The organism is Lactiplantibacillus sp. DA1 (assembly GCF_032681335.1).
GTDB lineage: Bacteria > Bacillota > Bacilli > Lactobacillales > Lactobacillaceae > Lactiplantibacillus.
In genome coordinates this window covers 348,070-370,041 of record NZ_JAWHTQ010000001.1, presented here as the reverse complement: position 1 = coordinate 370,041, position 21,972 = coordinate 348,070, and the positions used below count along the sequence as shown (strand labels likewise).

Here is a 21,972-nt window from a genome sequence, read left to right as displayed (position 1 = left end):
TTCTCCGAAAGGAAGGTTTATCGTGCGTACACCTATTATTGCCGGTAACTGGAAAATGAACAAAACAGCTAGCGAAGCTTTAGCTTTCGTTAATGCTGTTAAGGATCAATTACCAGATTCATCAAAAGTTGAATCAGTCGTTGCTGCCCCAGCCCTTTTCTTACAAGAAATGGTTGAAGCTGCCAAGGGTTCTGATTTAAAGATTGCTGCTGAAAATGCTTACTTTGAAGATGCTGGGGCCTTTACTGGTGAAACTTCACCAGCCGCTTTAGCTGACTTAGGCGTTGACTACGTTGTTATTGGCCATTCAGAACGTCGTGGCTATTTCCACGAAACTGACGAAGACATTAACAAAAAAGCCCATGCTATCTTTAAGAACGGCATGAAGCCAATCATCTGCTGTGGTGAAACGTTGGAACAACGTGAAGCTGGTCAAGCAGAATCATGGGTTTCTGGCCAAATCAAAGCTGCCTTGAAGGATTTATCAGCTGACCAAGTAAGTTCATTGGTTATTGCTTATGAACCAATCTGGGCCATCGGTACTGGTAAGACGGCTACGAGTGACCAAGCCGAAGAAATTTGTGCGGTTGTTCGTAAGACTGTTGCTGACCTTTACTCACAAGAAGTTGCTGATAAAGTTCGGATTCAATACGGTGGTAGTGTTAAACCAGCCAACGTTAACGAATTAATGGGCAAAGCTGATATCGACGGTGGTTTAGTCGGTGGTGCTTCATTACAACCTGATTCATTCTTGGAACTTGTTAATTACCAAAATAACTAATAATAGTTATTGCAAGTTGGTTGACAAAATTCTACAATAAGTGTGAAACAAATAACAAGCCAATTTTAAGGAGAGAAATTAATGTCTATTATTACAGATATTTATGCTCGCGAAGTCTTAGACTCACGTGGTAACCCAACTGTTGAAGTTGAACTTTATACTGAAAGTGGCGCATTTGGCCGCGGTATCGTTCCTTCAGGTGCCTCAACTGGTGAACATGAAGCCGTTGAATTACGTGACGGTGACAAGAGCCGTTTCATGGGCAAGGGTGTTACTAAAGCCGTTGACAATGTTAACAAGTTAATTGCTAAGGAAATTGTTGGTTACGATGTAACTGACCAACGTGCCATTGACCAAGCTATGATCAAGTTAGATGGTACTCCTAACAAAGCTAAGTTAGGCGCTAACGCTATCTTAGGTGTTTCCATTGCCGCTGCCCGTGCTGCTGCTGACGAACTTGAAATGCCTTTATACAACTACCTTGGCGGCTTCAACGCTCACGTTTTACCAACACCAATGATGAACGTTATCAATGGTGGGGCCCACGCCAACAACGACGTTGACTTCCAAGAATTCATGATCATGCCTGTTGGTGCTTCTTCAGTTAAAGAAGCTATCCGGATGGGTTCAGAAACTTTCCACAACTTGAAAGCGATCTTGAACGAACGCGGTTACTCAACTGCCGTTGGTGATGAAGGTGGTTTTGCACCTGACTTGAAGAACAACGAAGAACCATTCGAAATCTTAGTTGAAGCTATCGAACGTGCCGGTTACAAGCCTGGTAAGGATATTGCCATTGCCTTTGACTGTGCCGCTTCAGAATTCTACAACGAAGAAACTGGCAAGTACGACTTAAAGGGTGAAGGCGAAAATGGTCAATCATTTACTGCCGAAGAATTCGTTGACTTACTTGACAGCATCGTTGACAAGTACCCAATCGTTTCCATCGAAGATCCTTTGGATGAAAACAACTGGGAAGACTGGCAAATGGCAACTGCCAAGCTTGGTAAGAAAGTTCAAATCGTTGGTGACGACTTATTCGTTACGAACACGGACTACCTTGCAAAGGGTATCAAGATGGGCGTTGCTAACTCAATCTTAATCAAGGTTAACCAAATTGGTACTTTAACTGAAACTGTTGAAGCTATCGAAATGGCTAAAGAAGCTGGCTACACTGCCATCGTTTCTCACCGTTCTGGTGAAACTGAAGACACGACCATTGCTGACTTAGTTGTCGCAATGAACGCTGGCCAAATCAAGACTGGTTCAATGAGCCGTACTGAACGGATTGCTAAATACAATCAATTAATGCGGATCGAAGACCAACTTGAAAGCACTTCAGAATATAAAGGTATCCACGGCTTCTACAACTTAGACGAAGCTGCACGGAACACTATTACTAGCAAGTAATTTGAAGTTCTAATGAAAACGCCGTTCCTATTGGGGCGGCGTTTTTATTATACATAATTTAAAGAACACCCGTTTGATTTTACCGTCTTGATGAGCCGATATCGTGGTAAAATAAAAGCATGTGCATTTTTAGTAAGGAGAATCGGAATGGATGACTTTCAGCAACAAATTAATCAGTGGTCTGATTGGCAAGGACTGCAACTGAATGCCGGTGTTTTTGAACCGGTGATGCAAAAAATTTATGCCAGTGAAAATGAGCCTTATAAAACGCCAGAACCCGTTGCAGATAAGTTGGCCGCCCGCTTTACGGTCGGACCCACCCAAATCGCGATTTTTCCACCCAGTGAGGTTATCCCCCAAACTCGGGCCTATTATCAGGCGGAACGTTTTGGACTGACTAGGATGGCCCGGTTGAGCTTGGGTGCTCCACGTCTATTGCATGCGGGTTTCATTTTCGATAAGTACCAGTTCTACTACGTGATTTATCAGCCGCTACAAGGTCTGACACTAACTGAATTTTGTACAACGGCTAAACCCCTTGCTAAGTCAACGCTGGGACGCCAGATTGGGACAATGCTGACGCGTCTTAATACCGAAGTTCCCGCATTTGGGCCAGCCGTTTCGCAATCAACGCAGTGGGACTTACTGGGCCCTGAATTTGTAGATGAGCGTACGGCCTGGCTGCAAGCACACGCTGTAACGCCTAATCAATTTGTTCATGGCAATCTGGTGGGTGATAATTTAATTGTGACTAGTGGTGAACTAGGTTTACAGCGATTCAGCGCCGCCCATCAGGCTGCAAAACAAACGGAATTAGTCCCACTAATTTTGCAAGCATTTAATAGTGATACCGATTTATTGGCTGGATTTAAAGAAACTTATCAAACTGACGACTTGGAAACGGACCTGTTATTGGGCTTGTTATTACGCGTAGATGGACCGCAGCAGATTCAGACATTACTTTCTGGAGCACCCGTGACGTTAGCGGCCGTTCAGCAAGTGATTGCACAACGATTGTCATGATTAAGAGGGGGGACTCATAGTGGCACAACGGCCGCATATTGCAAAACAACATTTTGACTTGACACGGTTCAGCTCGATTGGCCGGGCACTAATTGTTGGTGTGATTGCTGGTATCGTGGTTAGTATTTTTCGTTTCAGCATTGAGCAGGGGCTGAAGCTCGTTCAATGGGTGTACGCACAAATTCATACAAATTGGTTATTGCTCTTTCCTTGGATCGGTTTGTCCGTGGTTGTGGCGTTCTTTGTGGGTTGGTTAGTTAGGAAGGAGCCTAATATTAAAGGATCTGGCATTCCACAAGTTGAGGGCCAATTAGCCGGTGAACTTGACTATGGTTGGTGGTCAGTGCTCTGGCGCAAGTTTGTCGGTGGCATTCTGGGTATTGGTTCTGGACTATTTCTTGGACGCGAAGGCCCCTCGATTCAACTGGGAGCAACGATTGGTCAGGGGGTCGCGTCGAAGCTCAAACAGACCGGATCAGATCGACGTTCGCTGATTGCCGGTGGTGCAGCGGCTGGCCTCTCAGCGGCCTTCAACGCACCGATTGCCAGTACATTGTTTGTTCTGGAAGAGGTTTATCATAATTTTTCACCAATCATTTGGACCACCGCATTAGTTAGTGCCATGGCAAGTAATTTTATTTCGCTGAATTTTTTTGGTCTTGTACCAGTATTACACATTCCGTACGGCCATAACCTTCCGTTGAGTCAATATGGCAATCTGATTGGGCTCGGAATTTTTCTTGGTGTCTTCGGTTATCTATATCAAAACGTGACGCTGACGATGCCGAATTGGTATGCCAAGTTGCGGCTGCCCAGTTGGTTGGACGGCTTGGTCCCATTCTTGTTGGTGATTCCGATTGGATTGATGTGGCCACAACTATTAGGGGGCGGCAATGCGGTTATCTTGAATTTGGCCGCAGTGACGCCAGCGTTACTCGCTTTGGTGGGGATTTTTGTGTTACGGTTCACTTTTTCAACTATTTCGTATGGTTCCGGTTTGCCGGGTGGCATCTTCTTGCCAATCTTGTCGCTGGGTGCCATCTTAGGTGCAATCTATGCCCAGTTCATGGTCGCCGTTGGTTGGATGCCGACGAGATTGATTCCAAATTTTATTATTTTTGCCATGGCGGGCTATTTTGCTGGTATTGGGAAAGCGCCGTTTACGGCTATTCTTTTGATTACAGAAATGGTGGGAACTTTACATCATCTTATGCCACTAGCCGTTGTATCGATGACGGCATACCTTGTTGTTGACTTACTGGGTGGTGCGCCAATCTATGAAGCGCTGCTGGAAAAATTGATTCAGCCGCGTCTACCCGAGCACAGTGGCGTGCAAGATCGTTTGGAGCTACCGATATTCGAAGGCTCCAAATTAGAAGGCCATCAAGTTCGTGATTTTAAATGGCCGGCTGAATCTTTACTGATTGCGATTCGGCGGGGTGAACGCCAAGTTATTCCCCACGGGGATACCCTAATGTGCGCTGGGGACACCTTAATCATCTTAACGGATCGGAACAATCGTGCGTGGGTGCGGCATCAAATTGCACATTTAATGGCGGCAACCCCCTGAGTCCTGAACAAATCAATGAATTGTTCAGGATACTGGAAAAATAAGGCAAAATATGTTAAATTGTTATAGACATAGCGGAGGCTTTAGGAGGCACATTTCTTGTATAATTTATTGTTAACGTTAATACTGGTTGTTTCCGTCTTGATTATCATTGCGGTGATGATGCAACCATCCAAAACTAATGATGCCATGTCTTCATTAACCGGTGGTGCTGATGACTTGTTTGCCAAGCAGAAGCCCCGCGGTTTTGAAGCATTCATGCAGAAGGTAACCGTGGTATTGGGAATCGCATTCTTTATCCTGGCGTTAGCTTTAGCATGGTACTCATCGAAGTAATTGACCGTCCTCCTGTGATTTCAGGAGGCTTTTTTTTAAGGTAGGTGGTAGTGATGATGAAACAACCCGAACCGTTTTACTTTGAACACGGTGAGCACGCCGTCATTTTGCTGCACGCCTATGCGGGAAGTGCCAATGATGTTCGAATGTTAGCGCGGGCTTTAGAACGGGCCGATTATACGGTGTATGGGCCTCAGTTTAGTGGCCATGCGACTGATGATCCGCGTGACATTCTAGCACAAACACCCGCGCAATGGTGGCAAGATACGCAACAAGCAATATCATTTATGCGCCAAAAAGGCTATACTAAAATTAGTATCTTCGGTCTATCGTTAGGTGGTATTTTTGCAACAGCTGCGTTGGAACGAGATCCGCAGTTAGTGGGCGGTGGGACGTTTAGCTCACCATTATTCGCTGGCAATCGTAGTGATGTTGCCGAAATGTTTATTACGCTCAGTTACCATCAATTGGCGCATAGTCAATTTTCAATTGCTGAACGGGAACAGATTTTAACAGCCTTGCCAGATCAGGTTCGGCGGCAATTACAGGCAATTAACACCTTTACGACAGCTGAAGTGACGGCTAGGCTAGACGCTGTGACCCAACCTTTCTTTATTGGTCAGGGTGGACAGGATGAGTTAATTGATGCAACAGTGGCGCGACGCTTGCGTGATCAATTATCACAAGTACCAGTTGATTTCCACTGGTATGCGGATGCTGGCCACGTCATCACCGTGAACAATGCCCATCACCAATTGGAACAAGATGTCTTAACATATTTAAAAACTATTTATAAATGAGGTAAATAATGTCAGAAGCAAACTTACAAGAACAAATCCTGACTTTTTTGCAGGCTCATCCCGATCGCACTTATAGTGTCGAACAATTAACGGATGAATTGCATTTTACAGGCGCAACGGCGTTTACTTTTCTAGTAAAAGAACTTGCGAACATGGAACGTAAAAAATTAGTTAGTACCGATGATCATGATCACTTCAAACTGATTCAGGAGACGCAGACTGTTGAAGGCTCATTTCATGGTAATGATAAGGGCTTCGGGTTCGTGCGTTACGATCCAGAATTGCCAGATATCTATATTAATCCGGACAATACGCAGTTTGCGATTACCGGTGATGATGTTGCGGTTGAAATTATTCGGCCAGCCCGTCCCGGTTCCGATCGCGGCCCTGAAGGTAAAATCGTCAGCATCGTTAAGCGTAATTATACCCAAATTGTTGGTGCATATACGCCTAGCACTGATGAGGCTGGGTTCATTGGCTCCGTGGCGATTAAAGACAAGAAATTATCTAAATATCAGTTACTGATTACTGATCAAGGCTTGCACCCGACTGAAGGCGAAGTCATCATTGCTGAAGTGGCTGCTTATCCTGATGCTCAGCATCCAACGCGGATGATTGGGATCGCTAAGCAGGTGATTGGGAGTGTTGATGATCCTGGGATGGACGTCTTACAAGTAGTCTACCAACACGATGTTCCTTCAGTCTTCCCAGAAGAAGTGACGGATGAAGCTAATCGGATTCCGGATTACGTGACGGATGAAGAAAAGGCTGGTCGGGTCGACATTACGGACCAGCCATTAGTAACGATTGATGGCGCCGAATCTAAAGACTTGGATGACGCGGTCGTTGCTTGGCGCTTGCCAAATGGGAACTTCCATCTAGGTGTTCACATTGCGGATGTCAGCCATTATGTCACCGAGAACTCTGAGTTAGACCGGGAAGCCTTCAAACGTGGGACATCGGTTTACTTAACTGACCGTGTGATTCCAATGTTGCCACGGCGGCTATCCAATGGGATTTGTTCCTTAAATCCTGATGTTGAACGGTTAGCCATGAGTTGTGAGATGGAAATTGATCAAACTGGGGAAATCGTTAACCATAAGATCTTCCAAAGTGTGATTCGTTCGCACGCCCGGATGACTTATGACGCCGTTAATCAGATTCTTGAAGCCCATGATCCCAAGACGCGTGAAAAGTACGCGGACTTAGTCGACATGTTTGATACGATGGGTGACTTGCACCGTATCTTGTACAAGCATCGTCGTCATCGTGGTGCGATCGATTTTGATGATAACGAAGCTAAAATTATCGTTGACGAAGCCGGTCACCCAATTGACATTCAATTACGGGTACGTGGCTTGGCTGAACGAATGATCGAAAGTTTCATGTTGGCAGCCAACGAAACGGTTGCAAAAAACTATAGTCAACTTAAGGTACCGTTTATCTACCGGGTACATGAAACACCTGATAGTGACCGGATGCTTAGTTTCTTTGAATTCGTCACTAACTTTGGTGTCAGTGTCAAGGGGAGTTCTAAGGATGTTAAGCCGAAGATGCTTCAAGACGTTTTGAAGAAGGTTGCTGGTAAGCCCGAAGAAGCCATGGTCTCAGTCATGATGCTGCGGAGCATGAAGCAGGCCCGATACGCTGACCAGTCGCTTGGTCACTTTGGGTTGGCGGCGCCATATTATACTCACTTTACGTCACCAATTCGACGTTATCCAGATATGATGGTTCATCGTTTGATTCGTCATTATGCTGAAAACGGCACTGGTGAAGATGCACGGGCCCGTTATCGGGATAACCTACCAAATATTGCGGAAACGACTTCTGATCATGAACGGCGGGGGATTGATACTGAACGCGACGTTGATTCGATGAAGAAGGCTGAATATATGGCTGATCACGTTGGTGAGACGTTTGAAGCCGTTGTTGATTCCGTTATGAAATTCGGTCTGTTTGTTGAACTAGAAAATACCGTTGAAGGCTTAGTTCATATCAGTACGATGGACGACGACTACTACGAATACGTTGAAAAACAATTAGCGTTGGTTGGTCGTAAGACGAAACGGACGTTTAGAATTGGCCAGCCCGTCAAAGTTCAATTGATGCGGGTTGATAAGGATCAACGCGAAGTCGACTTTAAGTTATTGAATCCAGAAGAAGCGCCGAAGACCGATTTATTACCAAAACGGGAATCTCATGATAATTATCGTGGTAATAACCGCCGTGGTGGTAATACTGGTAATTATCGACGCAATGGCAATAATAATCGGAGCAACGACCATCGGGGTGGCAACAACAATAACCATCGTAATGGCAATAACAATGGCCGTCGGAATAACAATAATAACAATCACAGTAGTAACAATAATAATCGGCGGTCAACAACCGATCGTCGACGTTAATTTTTAAGTAAGGGGATGTGCGGCAATGGCCAAACAACACGGTAAACACCCGGATACCGCCCTCGCTCAAAATCGGAAAGCACGCCATGACTATGCTGTTGAAGAGACCTATGAAGCTGGTATTGCGTTGACTGGGACGGAGATTAAATCTGTTCGTGATCGGCGGGTCAACTTGAAGGATGGATTTGTTCAAATTCGCAATGGTGAAGCCTGGATGCAAAACGTTCACATTAGTCCGTTTAAAGAGGGTAACCGTTATAACGTTGACCCGTTACGGTCCCGGAAACTATTGCTGCATAAGAAAGAAATCAGTAAGTTAGGTGCAGCAACAATGACTAAGGGTGTGACGATCATTCCACTTAAGATGTATCTCAAACACGGATTTGCGAAAGTCTTAATTGGAGTCGCTCACGGGAAACGGGAATACGACAAACGGCAAGATATTAAGAAACGCGAACAACAGCGTCAAATCGACCGGGTCATGAAACATTACTAGGCTCGTCAGTAATAGCACTCATAACGATTGGATCGTTAGTGAGTGCTATTTTTTTGAGTATCACCATAACTCGGTTGAGCGTACAAAATTTTAAAACATAAAATTGGCTAACTTTCATCAGAATCTTTTCCAAAACAGCCAAATTACTTTATATTATTAAGCAAATTATTAATGATAGCGATCTCATTAAAGTTAAATTAAAAAAGTATAACAAAACAAATTGGTCGCGAGGCATGAATTATGTTATATTTTATGACATACCGTTTCGGTAAACTATTTGAGGAGGTCTCGTCGATGAGAAAGTGGCATGTTGCGGTTGTCATGTTGTTAGCAGCGCTGGGCAGCTGGTTTGCGATTGGCACCCAGGCACAGGCTAAGACGTACACCATTGCAACGGATACAACCTTTGCGCCGTTCGAGTTTCAGGTCAAGGGTGGTCAGTACAAGGGGATTGATATTGATATTTTAAAGGCGATTGCCAAAAAAGAGAATTTCAATTATAAATTAAAAGCACTTAGTTTTGGTGCCGCTGTCCAGCAACTTAGCGCGAACCAAGTTGACGGGGTGATTGCCGGAATGAATATTACGGCCGAACGGAAGCAAACGTTTGATTTTTCAGACGCTTACTATACGTCCGGAGTGGTTATGGCTGTTGCCAAAGATAGTAAAGTCAAAACGTTTAAGGATTTAAAAGGCAAAACCGTTGCCCTTAAAACAGGGACAGCCGGTGCGACCTATGCGAAATCGATTCAAAGCAAGTACGGGTTTAAAATCAAGTATTTCAACGACTCAAATAACATGTATAACGATGTTAAGGTCGGTAATTCAGCGGCTTGTTTTGAAGATTATCCCGTGATGTCATACGGTATCAAGAATGGCATTGCGTTGAAGATCGTTTCCAAGCAACACGAAGCGGGTGACTATGGTTTCGCGGTTAAAAAGGGTAAAAATGCGGAACTGTTAAAGAAATTTAATGCTGGTCTCAAAGCGATTAAAGCGGATGGTACTTACAAAAAGATTATTAATAAGTATTTGAAATCCAGTGAAGCCTCTTTGACTGGCGAAGATGCAAGTAGTCGAACGTTTGTTGGACTGTTCACTCAAAATTTGGACACGATTGGTTCAGGGCTATGGATGACGCTTGAGTTAACGGTTATTTCAATTATTTTAGCCACCATTCTGGGACTGATTCTTGGTGTCTTGGGTGTCATGCCTGGTAAGCTGGGTCCGGCAATTTCAAGTACGATTATCTATATTTTCCGCGGAATGCCATTGATGGTGTTGGCTTTCTTTATTTACATTGGGTTTCCAGATTTGATTGGTCATGGCTTTAAGATTCCTGCCTTCGTTGCTGGGATGATTACCTTGATGCTGAATGAAGGGGCTTATACTGGGGCCTTCGTTAAGGGGGGCTTTGCTGCCGTTGATGATGGTCAAATGGAAGCGGCCCGCTCACTAGGATTGCCATACTGGACGGCCATGCGCAAGGTCATTATGCCACAGGGAATTCGCATTATGATTCCATCATTCATTAACCAATTTATTATCACATTGAAGGATACGTCAATTGTGTCAGTTATCGGGATTGTAGAATTGACGCAAACTGGGACGTTGATTATCGCCCGTAACTTTGAAGGCTTTAAGATTTGGTTGATGATTGCGATTATTTATCTGATTATCATTACGTTATTAACATGGTTATCTAACTGGGTTCAAAGGAGGATTAACTAAGCATGGCGAAAGTAATTGTTAAAGATTTGCACAAGAGTTATGGTGACAATGAAGTCTTGAAAGGGTTAAACCTCGAGGTTCAAGATAACGAAGTCGTCTGCATGATTGGACCATCTGGCTCTGGTAAGAGCACGTTTTTACGGTGCTTAAATGATTTGGAAGTCCCAACACAAGGCCAAGTTATTATTAGTGGTTATGACCTTTCCGATAAAGGAACGAATATTAATTTGGTCCGTGAAAATATTGGGATGGTATTCCAACATTTCAACTTATTTCCACACCTGTCAGTGTTACAAAACATTACCTTAGCACCGACCCAACTCAAAAAGGAAAGTCAGCAAGAAGCTGAGAAAACGGCTCGTGATTTGCTTGCAACGGTTGGATTGTCCGATAAAGCGGATGCCATGCCTAAATCCTTATCTGGTGGTCAGAAGCAACGGGTGGCCATTGCCCGTGCACTAGCTATGCATCCGAAGATCATGCTATTTGATGAACCGACATCAGCACTTGACCCGGAAATGGTCGGGGATGTGTTGGATGTTATGAAAAAATTGGCGGCTGACGGTATGACGATGATCGTGGTAACCCATGAAATGGGATTTGCTAAGGAAGTCGCTGATCGGGTTGTCTTTATGGCAGACGGTTTGATTCAGGAAACGGGGAAGCCAGACGATGTATTCGAACATCCACAAAGTCCCCGATTACAGGATTTCTTACAAAAAGTTATTAATGTTTAGAAATTGTTGCTAAAAAGGATCTCGGAATAAATTCCGGGGTCCTTTTTGGTCGTACTCATTCAGCCTAGAAGGAATTAGTGTTGTGTCGCTTTGTGGCGTGGTGTTAACGTATAGTTACTTTCACCGAAACTAACCTTTAAGCCCTTTTTAGCAACTGGGGCTTGATTACGATTGGTTGGCTTTTGCCAGTGATCTAAGATGGCTGCAATACAGATGCAGAGTGGTTCTGTTGATTGATCAGTAATTGCTAATTCAAATGCTTCACCATTCGTAGTGACAACGGGGCGCATCGTCATGATCAGTTCAGTGCCATGATAGATGCGGTAATTTTCGGTACTTAAACTACCCATGATAATCCAACGAAGTTTGCGAACATACAACATTTCGTGCCAGAATCCTAATGTTTTACTGATCGAACCGACATTTTGACGGTTATAATATAAATCGAATTTCGGCAATAATCCCAGGGACGTCTGTCGAATCTCAGCAAGTAGCTCACCTTGAATAGCGTATAAACTAAGCGCGTCTTGGCGCCGCCCCCAGCGTCCCACTAAGAGATAATGGGACTGATTATGCACATCGCGAACGATCCGCGCCCCCTGGGCAAAGCTATTGCGGCTGAAATATAGTTTGCGCATCTTCAACCTCCGTTCTCTAGAAACTATTGTTTAGCAAGTACTTCCAAGATGGCTTTGCCGACACCGTCATTGACATTCGTATCGGTAATGTAGCGTGCTAGTTGTTTGACTTCGGGACTAGCATTACCCATGGCGTAACTTACGCCAGCCAATTCCAGCATTGAGACGTCATTATTATTATCACCAATTGCCATGACATCACTCATTGGTGTGTTAAGCATGTTGGCGTAGCGTTCTACGGCGATTCCCTTTTGGGCATTAATATTGTTGATTTCAATATTGGATGCCGATGAGGAAGTAATCTTGAGGGACGAGTGTTTGGCAAGAATTTCATCACTGAGTGGCTTGAGTTTGCTAGGACCGGCTTCACTGAAGGCGATGATCTTCATGACGTGTTTAGTGGGATCCGCTAGTAATTCGTTGTAATTAGTCACATAATTAATATCCATTAACTCTAAGCGTGCTGAAGCAAGTGAAACGGCAATTTTGAACGTTGTATCTGGATTTAAATTAGTTAGGAGATGGGCAATTTGCTCGATTCGTTTGGCCTTGCTGTTAGAGTAAATACCGTCACTACCGACGACTTCAAAGTAGTAGCCTTGGGAAGTTAGGGTATGGAACACAGCCCGAGCGACACTATTGGTAATTGGAACCATGTCGAGCATTTTACCGGAGGCGTCATAAACCTCTGCACCATTTAGAGTGATCAGAGGAGCGGTAATACCTTGGGCGGCCAGGAGTGGCTGGGCTTCAGAGAACCGGCGTCCGGTTGAAACGATAAAGTGTACGCCTTGCTGTTGTGCTTGACGGATGGCTTCAGCGTTAAAATCCGAAACGACCATTTCGTTGTTGAGTAACGTTCCGTCCATATCAGAGGCGATAATCGAAATCATGTTGTCACATCCTTAGTTGTTTTAATAATTACATTTTAACATGTTTGCGTCTGAATACAGAATTATTATCATTAGTGGTTTTGGTTATGATACAATAAAGCAAGAGGTGTTAAGGATGAAAGCGTTTATTCACACGGACTGGTGGGACGTCTTAAAACCAGAGTTTGAGAAGCCGTATTACCACCAATTACACGAATTTTTGAAAAATGAATACCGAACGAAAAATATTCACCCAGATATGTACAATATTTTTCAGGCCTTTGAATGGACGCCGTTTGCAGATACAAAGGTTGTTATTTTAGGCCAAGACCCATATCATGGCCCTGGTCAGGCGCACGGACTGAGCTTTTCCGTACTTCCCGGTGTAGCCGTGCCACCATCGTTAGTTAATATCTACAAAGAATTACAAGACGATGTTGGCTGTACGCCAGTGGCTCATGGTTATTTGGAGAGTTGGGCCAAGCAGGGGGTCCTATTACTGAACTCCGTGTTGACTGTTCAAAATGGCGTGGCTTTCTCACATGCTGGCAAGGGCTGGGAACAATTGACTGACGTTGCTATTCGGCGTTTATCAGAACGGCCGACCCCAGTGGTCTTTATTTTGTGGGGCAAGGCGGCGCGGTCTAAGATTAAGTTGATTGATACGCAGAAGAACGTGGTGTTACAATCGCCGCATCCTAGTCCATTGTCAGCTTATCGTGGCTTCTTCGGTTCTAAACCATTTTCAAAGACTAACATTGCGTTAACATCCTTCGGCGAACAGCCAATTAATTGGCAGTTACCAGCGCACGTCAATCTTGAGCATTAATTAATTTATTGGAGGGTTATCACATGGATTTATTTGAGTCATTAGCACAAAAAATTACTGGTAAAGATCAAACAATTGTTTTCCCTGAAGGAACTGAACCCCGAATTGTCGGTGCGGCGGCGCGATTAGCAGCAGATGGTCTCGTCAAGCCAATCGTTTTAGGCCCAGTAGACAAGGTTCAGGCTGTGGCTAACGATTTGAATGCTGATTTAGCTGGTGTTCAAGTTCTTGATCCTGCGACATACCCGGCTGAAGATAAACAAGCGATGTTGGACGCCCTGGTAGAACGACGGAAAGGTAAGAATACGCCGGAACAAGCAAGTAAAATGCTAGAAGATGAAAATTATTTTGGAACGATGCTTGTCTATATGGGAAAAGCAAATGGGATGGTTTCAGGCGCAATCCATCCAACTGGCGATACGGTGCGGCCAGCTTTACAAATTATTAAGACTAAGCCTGGCTCACACCGGATTTCTGGGGCCTTTATTATGCAAAAGGGTGAAGAACGCTATGTCTTTGCTGATTGTGCCATCAACATCGATCCTGATGCCGATACGTTAGCAGAAATTGCGACTCAGAGTGCCGCGACTGCTAAGGTCTTTGATATTGATCCGAAAGTTGCAATGCTCAGCTTCTCGACTAAGGGTTCAGCAAAGGGTGACATGGTGACTAAGGTTCAGGAAGCAACGGCGAAGGCTCAGGCTGCTGAACCTGAATTAGCCATCGATGGGGAACTTCAATTTGATGCTGCTTTCGTTGAAAAAGTTGGTTTGCAAAAAGCACCGGGTTCTAAAGTGGCTGGTCACGCCAACGTCTTTGTTTTCCCAGAACTCCAATCTGGTAATATTGGTTATAAGATTGCGCAACGGTTTGGTCATTTTGAAGCCGTGGGCCCGGTCTTACAAGGCTTAAATAAGCCAGTTTCCGACTTGTCACGTGGATGCAGTGAAGAAGACGTCTATAAGGTTGCAATCATTACAGCGGCCCAAGGATTAGCTTAAACGACCATTTAGTTTGTTAAACGAGGGAAACTTCAGAGCTTGTACTTTGAAGTTTCCCTCGTTTTTCCTATAATAAAAGCAGTTAATTGGATGAGGAGTTGGAAGAATATGGAATCAATCACGTTGACGTCGCCGGAAGCTACCATGGCAATTGGGACAAAGCTAGGCCAATTAGTGCAGCCTGGCGATCTGATCTTACTAGATGGTGATTTAGGTGCTGGTAAGACGACGTTTACAAAAGGGCTAGCTAAAGGTCTCGGGATTCCCAATAACGTTAAGAGTCCGACTTTTACGCTTATTCGTGAGTATCATCAAGGACGATTACCGCTGTATCATATGGATGTTTACCGCCTAGAAGATGGTGGTGCGGAAGATTTAGGATTAGATGAATATTTTGATGGCGAGGGAGTCAGCGTTGTGGAGTGGTCACAGTTTATTGACGACCTCTTGCCAGCGACGTACTTGCGAATTGCCATTAGCCGGGACACCGATGCTGACGACCAGCGGGTAATGACATTTAAAGCTGCAGGTGAGCATTATCAACAATTGGTTGATCAATTGAAGGAGTGACATCGATGGCAGAAGAAGTTGTCAATGTAAGGCCGGCTGAAGTTGCGGATGCAGCAAAATTATTAGCGCTGCTAGCTCAATTAGAACGCGAAAGTAATACCTTTACAGTTGATGAGGGGATTGAAGATTTAAGTGAGACTGATGAACAGGAACAAATTGCACATATCAATGGCACAACGACCAATGTTATTTTTGTTGCAACGTTAGCATCACGACTCATCGGTGTTAGTACGGTGCAAGCTAGTACCGATTTTAGTGCTGCCCAGGGTGAGGTCGGAGTTGCGGTCCTGAAAGAATTCTGGGGCATGGGTCTCGGAACGGCCTTAATTGAGGAAGTCCTAGATTGGGCACGAAATTATAGTACTTTGGAACGACTAATGTTAACTGTTCAGCTGCGAAACGTGCGTGCAATCAAGCTGTATCGGCGTTTGGGTTTTGAAAACTGTACTTCAACAAGTTATGACGTGGTTGATCCTACCGGTAAACGGGTTGCAGCCATTGATATGGAAATGTGGGTTTAAAGGTTGGCCTTGCTGTCAAAGCTGTTAGTAATCGTTAGATTGGTGAAGACAGCAGGGAGTTCAATGTTTTAGTTAGGACTAAGGTTGGACGACCAGCCAATCTTGGACGTTAATGTTTGTAAGAATAATGATATGACGGATGATCCACTGAGTCTGCAGTAAGTCAAAATCAGCTGGAATGCTGTGTAGCTGATTAAATAAAAAAGGTCCAGCACGATTGCTGGACTCAAATTAAGCAGTGTTAACCTTGAACACGAACGAAGGGTTTAAGCTGTTCAGTACCAAAGGCTCGGGCTTCAGTGAGTAAAATGTTGGCACAGGCAAGACTATCATCTAAAGCATTGTGGTGATGCTGTAAGTCGATATCGAGTGCCCGGCAAAGTGTATCTAATTTGTGGTTCGGTAACTCTGGATAGAATTTTTGACTAGTTTTAACAGTATCCATTGATAAATATTCTGGCGTGCTGATGCCATAATGGGCGAGTGTATTGCGCAATACGCCGATGTCAAATGGCGCGTTATGGGCAATCACGAGGCGATCTCGTTGGAAGAAGGGCGCAATATGTTCCCAAACTTCCGGAAACTTGGGTGCCTCCGCGACGTCTTCTTCATGAATGCCATGGATTTGGACGTTGCGCCAGAAAAAGTCACTTTCCGGTTTGATGAGTGTATAAAACTCATCGCTGATTTGGTTGTTGCGGACAACCGTCAGTGCGAGTGAACAAGCACTGTCACGTTTCGCGTTCGCCGTTTCAAAGTCCATTGCGACAAAGTTCAAAGTTGCCACCACCGTTTCTAAATAATAGATTTATCGTACAAAGGATCTTGTCAAATTTCAAGTTAATGGTTCGGTAAAATGATGTCGAGTTCAACTGGACAGTGGTCAGAGCCGAAAACATCGTTAAGAATTCGCGCATTCAATAGTTGCTTGTCTAGTTGTTGTGACGTTATAAAGTAATCAATCCGCCAACCAGAATTGTTGTCACGTGCATGACCACGATAACTCCACCATGAGTATATATTTGTTTGATCAGGATAGAAGTGCCGGAACGTGTCAGTATAGCCATTCGCAAGTAGGCGGTCAAACTTGGCTCGTTCTTCATCAGTGAAACCAGCGCTATGTTGATTACTACGCCAGTTCTTCAAATCGATATTTTCATGGGCAACATTGAGGTCACCACAAAAAATCAATGGTTTCTTAGCACTCAAACGATTGATATAGGCGAGAAAAGCATCTTCCCATTGTTGTCGGTAGTCGAGTCGTCTTAATTCACCACCTGAATTGGGCGTGTAGCACGTCAGAACGTAGTAGTTGGCATATTCAAGCGTGATGACGCGGCCTTCAGTATCAAATTCTGGTACGCCAATACCATAAGTCACATTGAGCGGTTCGTGCTTTGTAAAGATTGCTGTACCAGAATAGCCCTTACGTTGGGCATAGTTCCAGTATTGGTAGTAACCTGGGAAGTCCAGCTCGATTTGACCAGCTTGTAATTTAGTTTCTTGGACACAGAAAAAATCAGCATCAAGTGTGTTAAAAGTTGTGACAAAGCCGTGTTTGACAGCGGCTCGGATTCCGTTAACGTTCCAAGAGATAAGTTTCACGTGAGTTTCAGACCTTTCAAGTAATTTATTACTCATATTGTAACACGGGTGGCGTTGGTTATTTTAATAACAATGAGTCAATTGAACGGAAGTTTAGCAGTTGAAGTTGTGCAGTGAACTGCAGTATGCGTTCGAGTTTTAAATTGCCCCCTAAGCGTTGAAGGTCGGAAGACTAGAATGCACAGGCGCTGACGAATAACTAGCCAGCCTCGGCGTAACAATTTTTCGTGTTAATAATCATTAACACGATGTGCAACTTTAAGTTAGGTGGTCGCTTGAAGTTAATTCTTATTTAATTAAGATAGGCTAAATAGATTAAATGTCTTGATTACTAATGGTGAATCAAAAGGCTGTTGATAAAATTGGAGGAATTTCGATGTTAAAAATTGGTGTCATTGGATTAGGCAATATCTCTCAAAAGGCTTATTTGCCAGTAATGGCCGCGATGCAAGATCAGTATGAATTTCATCTGACAACACGTAACCCTGAAAAACGGGCACAACTAGCGACCATGTATGGGTTTCAGCATACGCATGCGACGTTGGCTGAGTTGGTGGCGGTCAAACCGGCGGCCGTATTTGTGCATACGCCAACGAGTACTCACGCCGCTATCATTAAGCAATTATTATTAGCTGGTATTCACGTTTATGTTGATAAGCCGGTAGCGACTGATCTTCAAGTTGTACAAAATCTGTATGATTTAGCAGCATCTCGGCATCTACTGTTGACTTGTGGTTTCAATCGGCGCTTTGCTCCCTTGAACCAGCAATTAAAGGCTTTACCAGATAAACGGATGCTGGTAGCTGAAAAGGTCCGCGAAGCTGGTGGTCAAGATCCGGAGACAGCTGTTTTTGATCTCATGATTCACATGGTTGATACGGGGTTGTTCTTGTTGGATGAACCACTTGAACAAACTGGTGGTCGTATAACGACTACGGCGACTGGTGCATTGGCGCAAGGTTATTTAACGGTTCAGACGGCGCACCAACAATTGCAAGTTGTAACGAATATGTATGGTGGTGTTAATCTTGAGCAAGTAACGGTCCAAACAACTGATCAACGGGTTGCTGTGACTGATTTAAGTGCTAAAACGGTGATGACCACCGCAACAACTATGACCACGAATTTTCCAGATTGGACGCCAACATTGGAAAAGCGGGGTTTTGCGCCATTGATTCGTGCGTTTCTAACGGCGGTGACGACGCATGGTCCTAATCCAATCGATCCAACTTCTGCAATTACGAGTCACGCGGTGTGCCGTCATTTATTAAGTGATTAAAAAGTGATAAAATTAAACGGTAGACTTACAAATTTCAACATGGTTATAGCGTTCAAATAGCGTTTTGAAGTAAACACCTTCTGTTTACACTAGCTTTATAGCGCTGTAAGCCTAAAAACGCTATGTAATTAAAGTGTTTGTTAATGTAAGTGAATTAAATTGAAACACGAAAGGAACTTTTCACCATGACCAAAGATGTCTTGGCCACTTTTCCAGCCATTGAAATTAAAAAAGATGAATCACTAAGTCATTATACGAATACTAAAACAGGCGGTCCCGCTGATTACGTGGCATTTCCTAAGTCAATTAGTGAAACCAAAGCCTTAATTACTTATGCCAACGACCAGCATTTACCGCTGACGGTTATTGGTAATGCGAGCAATTTAATTGTCAAAGACGGTGGCATCCGTGGTTTGACGATTATTTTGACTCGTATGAATCAGATTCATGCTAGTGAGAATAAAGTTGTCGCTGAGGCGGGAGCCGCTATCATAGCGACGACCAAGGTTGCCTGTGGTGCCAGTTTAACCGGTCTAGAATTTGCGGCTGGTATCCCTGGGAGCGTTGGTGGCGCGATTTTTATGAACGCCGGCGCATATGGTGGTGAAATGAGTGAGGTTGTTGAAACGGTGACGGTCTTAACGCCAACGGGGCAGCTTAAAACATTGGATCATGCTGAGTTAGACTTTGGGTACCGTCACAGTAGTATTCAGGATTATGATGATATTGTTGTATCAGTGACGTTTGGCCTCAAAGCAGGAAATCAAACTAAGATTCAGGCTCGGATGGATGAATTGAATACGTTGCGAGCAGCCAAACAGCCATTGGAGTGGCCCTCGTGTGGAAGTGTTTTTAAGCGACCAACGGGGTACTTTACTGGTAAACTAATTCATGATGCTGGTCTACAAGGGCACCGAATCGGTGGTGCTGAAGTTTCTAAAAAGCACGCGGGTTTTATTATTAACGTTGATCATGCAACGGCAACCGATTATATGGATATGATTCATTACGTCCAAAAAGTTGTATTTGAACGTTTTGGCGTCCATCTTCAGACGGAAGTTCGAATTATTGGTGAAGATGTCGCTCAAGGTTAGTTATGTCAATTTAACAAAGGGGGCAACCACTAGATGCCGATTATCGAGTTAGTGATTTTACTGGCATGTTTAGTGCTGCTGTCGAATGTGTTGAGCCACTATCTAGTCGCAATCCCGGTCAGTTTAATTCAAGTCGGGCTGGGGCTGGTGGTGGCTTTATTATTAAATGTACAAGTTAAACTGCAAACGGACTGGTTTATGCTCGTCTTTATTGCACCCATGCTGTACAACGACGGCAGAGAATTTCCAAAACAAGAACTGTGGGAATTACGCGGGGCGATTTTTGCGAATGCAATCGTGCTTGTTTTTATTACCACAATTTTAGGCGGCTTTTTGATTCACGTGTTAATACCGACTATCCCACTAGCTGTCGGTATTGCGTTAGCAGCCATCCTTTCACCAACTGATCCAATTGCCGTGCAGTCGATCTCAGAAGGGGTCAAGTTACCCAAAGAAATTTTGCATTTGGTTAGTGGTGAAAGCTTAATTAATGATGCTAGTGGGTTAATTGGGTTTAAGTATGCGTTAGCTGCAGCAGTTACCGGGACTTTTGTATTAGGTCAAGCTATTGGTGATTTCTTCTATATTAGTCTGATTGGTTTGGCTGTGGGTCTAGCGTTGATCACAATTATTCAATTGATTCGTGATATTTTACGGCGCGAAGGCATTAACGATATCGTGTTCAACGTCGTATTGCAAATTTTGACGCCGTTTGCAATTTACTTTATTGCTGAAGAATGGTTTCATGCTTCGGGCGTCGTTGCAGTTGTGGCTGCGGGCGTATTATCACACTTGCAAAATTCACATGAAAGTGAAGATGCGCCGGAGCTCCGGTTGGTGACGGAACGAGTCTGGAACGTGGTTGTCTACTTATTGAATGGAATCGTCTTCTTGATCCTTGGTATCGAGTTACCGGTTGCAACTCAGGCAACTATCAAAGGGGCCCATACGAACACGTTCCATGCGGTCTTTGATGTGTTAATCGTCTGGGGCATTCTGTTATTGATTCGGGTTGCTTGGACGTATGCGTACATGCTGTTTAACTGGTTACGACATCATAAAAAGGTTAAACCAAGTTTGCGGATTGCCGCGTTATCAGGGCTATCGGGTGTTCGTGGTGCGATTACGATGGCCGGGGTGTTTACAATTCCAACCGTGATTGCGACTGGTGAAGCTTTTCCGGAACGATCATTGGTCTTGTTCATTGCCGCTGGTGTGATCATCGTTAGTTTGATTGCTGCGGCTGCCATTTTACCGTTGATGGCCGCCAAATCATTGCCATTTGTGACGCGGGGATCTAGTCCTGATGAAGATGATGCGGTTCTAGCTGATGGGCCGGATGAGGCCGATGAAACTGACGTTGCGGATAACCAGCCACAACAATTGACATATAAACAAGCGCGGATCTATATTTTACAGTTAGCGATTCAAAATATTGAAGAGCATCGACGTCCAGATAACCAACGGGCCGCTTATGATCTGATTTTGGACCAACAATTTCAAATGCGACGCTTGGAAGTCGCTTCCCAGACGGCAGATGAGTTAGCACCAATGTTAACGGATGAATTACAATTACGATTGGTTGCGTTGAATGGTGAACGAGCGGCCGTCAGAGAATTAATAGCTAATAAGCAAGCAACGAAACTAGCTGGCCAAGTTTATTTACGGCGCGTTGATCGCCGTGAACAGCGGTTCTTACAAGCAACTCATAAACCAGGATTGCCGACACTGCGATCACTGCGTTTATTAATCTCACGTGCAATGCAAGGTATTCGTTTGTGGTTGGCCCCAGGTGATAGTGATGCGCTCAGGGCGGCATTATTAGATATTCAGCGTGAGGCTTCCAAAGCGGCAATCAAGGCATTGTCGCAGTATTTAAAGCAGGCGAACGTTGATGAACAACAGTTTGATCGGCAAGCACTGTATCATCTAATCGTTCATTACCGGAACCGTATTGAGAATGCTAAAAATGATCACACACTATCACGTGACGATTATGAACAACAACTCCACGGATTGCGGATCAAGAGTCTAGGGGCCGAACGTGCGGGGGTCCAACATCTATTGGAGAGTGGCCAGATTAATCTACGCACGGCGGCAAAGTTACGACAGTTCATTAATTACTCGGAGAACTTATTAATGCTCAATGATATTGAGGCTGATGATGATTAGTTAACTTTTTAGATTGTAAATCAGTAGTTCTAGGTTATAATGATGTTAGAGTAGTATTGATGGTGAATGATTAGGTCTGCAAATTAATCATAACTTAAA

The 21,972-nt window shown here is 44.2% G+C and carries 21 protein-coding genes; 17 read left to right on the top strand and 4 right to left on the bottom strand.

Going from position 1 to position 21,972, the window contains the following annotated elements; translation table 11 throughout:
* Window positions 1-22 precede the first annotated feature (22 nt).
* From tpiA to RXV91_RS01720, 10 genes are all read left to right on the top strand, one after another.
* Window positions 23-781 carry a triose-phosphate isomerase gene (tpiA, locus tag RXV91_RS01765; protein WP_316438420.1) on the top strand — a complete coding sequence of 253 codons (759 nt, stop codon included), beginning with the start codon at window positions 23-25 and terminating at the stop codon, window positions 779-781.
* Between the two features lie 81 nt (window positions 782-862).
* Entirely contained in the window at window positions 863-2,191 is a 1,329-nt protein-coding gene (gene eno, locus RXV91_RS01760) for a phosphopyruvate hydratase (protein WP_003643976.1), read from the top strand.
* Between the two features lie 147 nt (window positions 2,192-2,338).
* Window positions 2,339-3,214 (top strand): hypothetical protein, encoded by an 876-nt coding sequence (locus tag RXV91_RS01755; RefSeq protein ID WP_316438419.1) that lies wholly within the window; start codon window positions 2,339-2,341, stop codon window positions 3,212-3,214.
* Between the two features lie 16 nt (window positions 3,215-3,230).
* Entirely contained in the window at window positions 3,231-4,784 is a 1,554-nt protein-coding gene (locus RXV91_RS01750; RefSeq protein WP_316438535.1) for a ClC family H(+)/Cl(-) exchange transporter, read from the top strand.
* A gap of 99 nt (window positions 4,785-4,883) precedes the next feature.
* Window positions 4,884-5,120: a preprotein translocase subunit SecG gene (gene secG / locus RXV91_RS01745; protein ID WP_003641050.1), complete on the top strand. Its 237-nt coding sequence runs from the start codon at window positions 4,884-4,886 to the stop codon at window positions 5,118-5,120.
* 50 nt (window positions 5,121-5,170) lie between these two features.
* Entirely contained in the window at window positions 5,171-5,920 is a 750-nt protein-coding gene (locus RXV91_RS01740) for an alpha/beta fold hydrolase (RefSeq protein WP_316438418.1), read from the top strand.
* 8 nt (window positions 5,921-5,928) lie between these two features.
* Window positions 5,929-8,328 (top strand): ribonuclease R, encoded by a 2,400-nt coding sequence (rnr, locus tag RXV91_RS01735; RefSeq protein WP_316438417.1) that lies wholly within the window; start codon window positions 5,929-5,931, stop codon window positions 8,326-8,328.
* A gap of 25 nt (window positions 8,329-8,353) precedes the next feature.
* Window positions 8,354-8,824 (top strand): SsrA-binding protein SmpB, encoded by a 471-nt coding sequence (gene smpB / locus RXV91_RS01730; RefSeq protein WP_316438416.1) that lies wholly within the window; start codon window positions 8,354-8,356, stop codon window positions 8,822-8,824.
* A gap of 294 nt (window positions 8,825-9,118) precedes the next feature.
* Window positions 9,119-10,555: an amino acid ABC transporter substrate-binding protein/permease gene (locus RXV91_RS01725; protein WP_316438415.1), complete on the top strand. Its 1,437-nt coding sequence runs from the start codon at window positions 9,119-9,121 to the stop codon at window positions 10,553-10,555.
* A 2-nt stretch (window positions 10,556-10,557) separates the two neighbouring features.
* Window positions 10,558-11,292, top strand: coding sequence for an amino acid ABC transporter ATP-binding protein (locus RXV91_RS01720; RefSeq protein WP_316438414.1), 735 nt, complete (start codon window positions 10,558-10,560; stop codon window positions 11,290-11,292).
* A gap of 74 nt (window positions 11,293-11,366) precedes the next feature.
* Here RXV91_RS01720 and RXV91_RS01715 read toward each other — a convergent pair whose 3' ends face one another.
* Both RXV91_RS01715 and RXV91_RS01710 read right to left on the bottom strand, forming a co-directional pair.
* Entirely contained in the window at window positions 11,367-11,930 is a 564-nt protein-coding gene (locus RXV91_RS01715; protein WP_316438413.1) for a hypothetical protein, read from the bottom strand.
* 23 nt (window positions 11,931-11,953) lie between these two features.
* Complete coding sequence (locus RXV91_RS01710; protein WP_316438412.1) at window positions 11,954-12,823, bottom strand: Cof-type HAD-IIB family hydrolase; 870 nt, start codon at window positions 12,821-12,823, stop codon at window positions 11,954-11,956.
* Between the two features lie 115 nt (window positions 12,824-12,938).
* Here RXV91_RS01710 and RXV91_RS01705 point away from each other — a divergent pair, with 115 nt between their 5' ends.
* The 4 genes from RXV91_RS01705 (at window position 12,939) to RXV91_RS01690 (ending at window position 15,723) form a co-directional block, all read left to right on the top strand.
* Complete coding sequence (locus tag RXV91_RS01705; protein WP_316438411.1) at window positions 12,939-13,631, top strand: uracil-DNA glycosylase; 693 nt, start codon at window positions 12,939-12,941, stop codon at window positions 13,629-13,631.
* Between the two features lie 23 nt (window positions 13,632-13,654).
* Window positions 13,655-14,632: a phosphate acetyltransferase gene (pta, locus tag RXV91_RS01700; RefSeq protein ID WP_316438410.1), complete on the top strand. Its 978-nt coding sequence runs from the start codon at window positions 13,655-13,657 to the stop codon at window positions 14,630-14,632.
* Between the two features lie 108 nt (window positions 14,633-14,740).
* Complete coding sequence (gene tsaE / locus RXV91_RS01695; RefSeq protein ID WP_316438409.1) at window positions 14,741-15,202, top strand: tRNA (adenosine(37)-N6)-threonylcarbamoyltransferase complex ATPase subunit type 1 TsaE; 462 nt, start codon at window positions 14,741-14,743, stop codon at window positions 15,200-15,202.
* Window positions 15,203-15,207: 5 nt separating this feature from the next.
* Entirely contained in the window at window positions 15,208-15,723 is a 516-nt protein-coding gene (locus tag RXV91_RS01690; RefSeq protein ID WP_316438408.1) for a GNAT family N-acetyltransferase, read from the top strand.
* 241 nt (window positions 15,724-15,964) lie between these two features.
* Here RXV91_RS01690 and RXV91_RS01685 read toward each other — a convergent pair whose 3' ends face one another.
* Together RXV91_RS01685 and RXV91_RS01680 are read right to left on the bottom strand one after the other, a co-directional pair.
* Window positions 15,965-16,501, bottom strand: a complete 537-nt coding sequence (locus tag RXV91_RS01685) for a 3'-5' exonuclease (RefSeq protein ID WP_316438407.1) — start codon at window positions 16,499-16,501, stop codon at window positions 15,965-15,967.
* Window positions 16,502-16,563: 62 nt separating this feature from the next.
* Window positions 16,564-17,328, bottom strand: coding sequence for an exodeoxyribonuclease III (locus RXV91_RS01680; protein ID WP_316438406.1), 765 nt, complete (start codon window positions 17,326-17,328; stop codon window positions 16,564-16,566).
* A gap of 376 nt (window positions 17,329-17,704) precedes the next feature.
* On the opposite strand from RXV91_RS01680, the gene RXV91_RS01675 reads away from it, so the two are divergent.
* The 3 genes from RXV91_RS01675 to RXV91_RS01665 all read left to right on the top strand — a co-directional run bounded on the left by RXV91_RS01675 (window position 17,705) and on the right by RXV91_RS01665 (window position 21,873).
* The gene (locus RXV91_RS01675) at window positions 17,705-18,607 is read left to right on the top strand and encodes a Gfo/Idh/MocA family oxidoreductase (RefSeq protein ID WP_316438405.1); all 903 of its coding nucleotides are present in this window, start codon (window positions 17,705-17,707) and stop codon (window positions 18,605-18,607) included.
* A gap of 185 nt (window positions 18,608-18,792) precedes the next feature.
* On the top strand, window positions 18,793-19,701 hold the full coding sequence (gene murB / locus RXV91_RS01670) for a UDP-N-acetylmuramate dehydrogenase (protein ID WP_316438404.1): 909 nt from the start codon (window positions 18,793-18,795) through the stop codon (window positions 19,699-19,701).
* Window positions 19,702-19,734: 33 nt separating this feature from the next.
* Window positions 19,735-21,873, top strand: coding sequence for a sodium:proton antiporter (locus tag RXV91_RS01665; RefSeq protein WP_316438403.1), 2,139 nt, complete (start codon window positions 19,735-19,737; stop codon window positions 21,871-21,873).
* The last annotated feature ends 99 nt before the right edge of the window (window positions 21,874-21,972 follow it).